This window comes from Streptomyces sp. WAC06614 (assembly GCF_003949795.1).
Taxonomy (GTDB): Bacteria; Actinomycetota; Actinomycetes; order Streptomycetales; family Streptomycetaceae; genus Streptomyces.
In genome coordinates, this window is sequence record NZ_RPRY01000543.1 from 1 (window position 1) to 2,736 (window position 2,736).

Consider the following 2,736-nt stretch of genomic DNA (forward strand, 5'->3'; position numbering starts at 1 on the left):
CCCCACTGCCCCGACCCCCCTCACCCGGAGGTCATGTCCGAGACAAGGCTTTTCGCCAACCGCCCGGGCCGATCGTCCGGTCGAGGGATGGTGCTGCTCAACGGAGCGCGGCAACGATGAGCGCACACCTCACGGCCTTCTCGACAGCCCTGCGCTTCGTCCTCGCGGCGCACGTGCGCAACCGGCTCGCGCTGTTCCTCGCCGTCGCCTTCACACCGGCGTGGCTCTTCCTCACACTCCTCTGCTCCTACCACGCGACCCTGCACTTCCAGGTGTTCCCGGCGGGCGGCTGCATCGGCGCCGACAACAACCAGACCAGCCAGGTCTCCAGCGTGATGAACTCGATCACCGTGATCACGGGATTCATGGCCTTCCTGGAGACCCTCAAATCCGGCCCCTCGAACGGCGCCTCCACCGCGTCCAGCAGCGGCTTGTGGGCGCCGGGGGCGCACCGCCGGTCACTGCCTGCCCTCCCGCCCCGCTCGGTACGCCCGGGACCGGGCGCGGGGAGGGAGACGCCAGCCGGCGGCGCAGCGGTCGTGACGTTCACGCCGTCCGCCCCGCCCACCGCGCGGTCCCAGCAGGCAGCCGAGGCATTGCACACCGCTGCCGCACCACCAGTCCCACAAGTCATCGGATTTCCGAGCACTCTCTCAGCGCCCCACGCGCAGGAATTGAGTCGCCTTCGGCGCCCCCACGCCATTCGTTAATTCTTCAACAAATACGCGTATATGCAGCTCAGATATGTGATCGCGAATCATGAAAGGGCGCCACATCGCGCTCCGCAGCTGGTTGGCTACATGGCGCAATCGAACCTTCTGTCGCAGCCCACGCAGCGGCAAAGCTATGGGCCGTAAGCGAGCCGTTGATACCGTCCACTGCGAACCGGGTCGAGCCGCACCGCGACCCGCCCGCACGGACCCGGAACCCCATCGAAATCGAGGCCTGACTGGCACTGAAGCCAAGAACGGTCCTGGTCACCGGGACACTCGGAGATTTCCACCCAGGTCCGCATCGCCCTCCCCACCCCCGGTCGTCCCTCGCTGGAACGCAGGCGCCGCGCGGGATTCTGGGCGGCGGCGGCCCGGGCTGATTCCCATTCCTGTAGTCCCTTGCGGTTCCACCTGTTTCAGCGCTGAACGGGCGCCCGGAGCAATACCACCGCGCGCACCATTCCCGCACTTCCTTTCTGCGCCGGTTGACGCCATCCGGCCTTGCAGCAACACCGTGCGCCCGCCGAATCAAGTGACGCGATCCGACCCCCAGTTGTACGTTTCTTCTTACCGAAGGCATATTCCAACCAGCGGTCCTCACCGTTGAGAGGGACGGGCATGACGAGCCACGCAACCGAAGTCGACCTCGAAGAACTCCTCCGGCGGGGGATGGATTCCACCGGTACGGGCACGCGGTGGACCACCGACACGGACGAGATGTGGTGCCGCCTCACGCCCGAGTCCGCGAACCTCCAATCCGCGAACCTCCAATCCGCGAACCTCCAGTCCGCGAACCTCCCCAAGCAGGGCTGGAAACTGCACGTGTCGGCCACGTCTGCCTCCGCGCCGGTGGTCCTCGCCAAGGCGCTGGACGTCCTGCTGCGGGACGAGTCGGCGTTCAAGTTCGCCCGGTCCCTGGACCAGGTGAGCGCGCTCAACTCCCGCGCCACACCCCGGGGCAGCTCGGGCAAGTTCATCACCGTCTACCCCCGCTCCGACGCCGACGCGGCCCGCCTGGCGCAGGAACTGCACACCGCCACGGCGGGGCTGGCCGGCCCGCGTATCCTCTCCGACCAGCCCTACGCCGTGAACAGCCTGGTCCACTACCGCTACGGCGCCTTCGTCGGCCGGCGGCGGCTCTCCGACGAGGGACTGCTGGTCTGGTACTTCGAGGACCCCGACGGCAACCCCGTCGAGGACGTGCGCACCGGCCAGTACGCACCCCCGTCCTGGGCGGTCAGCCCCTTCCCCGCATCGGTGCCGCTCCCGCCGCAGAAGCAGCAGGCGCCGGCGGGCCCGGTCCTGCTCGGCGGCCGCTTCTCGGTCCGGGAGGCGATCCGGCACACCAACAAGGGCGGCGTCTACCGGGGCACGGACGTCACCACGGGCGCACCGGTGGTCATCAAGGAGGCCCGCCCGCACGTGGAGGCCGACGCCTCGGGCGCCGACGTACGCGACTGGCTGCGCGCCGAGGCGCGGACGCTGGAGAAACTGGCCGGCACCGGCCTGGCCCCCGAGCTCCTCGCGATGTTCGAGGACGGCGGACACCTCTTCCTCGCACAGGAGGAGATACCAGGCGTCCCCCTGCGCAACTGGGTGGCCGAGCACTTCCGCGACGCCGGCGCCGAACGCTACCGCGCCGACGCCCTCACCCAGGCCGGCCGGCTGATCGACCTCGTCGCCGACACCCACGCACGAGGCTGCGTCCTGAGGGACTTCACCCCCGGCAACATCATGGTCCGCCCCGACGGCGAACTGCGCCTCATCGACCTCGAACTCGCCGTCCTGGACGACGACGAGGCCCTCCCGACGACGGTGGGGACCCCCGGATTCAGCGCGCCCGAACGCCTGTGGGACGCGCCCGTCTCCCCGACGGCCGACTACTACAGCCTCGGCGCCACCCTCTGCCTCGTCCTCGCCGGCAAGGTGCCCACCCTGCTGCCCGAGCAACCCGCCGACCGGTCGGCGGGTTGCTCGGGCAGCAGGGTGGGCACCTTGCCGGCGAGGACGAGGCAGAGGGTGG

Annotated in this window: 1 protein-coding gene and 1 pseudogene; both read left to right on the forward strand. The window is 69.5% G+C overall.

Going from position 1 to position 2,736, the window contains the following annotated elements:
- Nucleotides 1-116 precede the first annotated feature (116 nt).
- Nucleotides 117-710, forward strand: a complete 594-nt coding sequence (locus tag EF918_RS34415; RefSeq protein WP_125652797.1) for a hypothetical protein — start codon at nucleotides 117-119, stop codon at nucleotides 708-710.
- 621 nt (nucleotides 711-1,331) lie between these two features.
- A pseudogene (locus tag EF918_RS34420) lies at nucleotides 1,332-2,736 on the forward strand (hypothetical protein); the annotation flags it as partial.

Bases quoted from the DNA above. Each gene is read 5' to 3' on its own strand.
- EF918_RS34415 (WP_125652797.1), top strand. From the start codon at position 117: ATGAGCGCACACCTCACGGCCTTCTCGACAGCCCTGCGCTTCGTCCTC.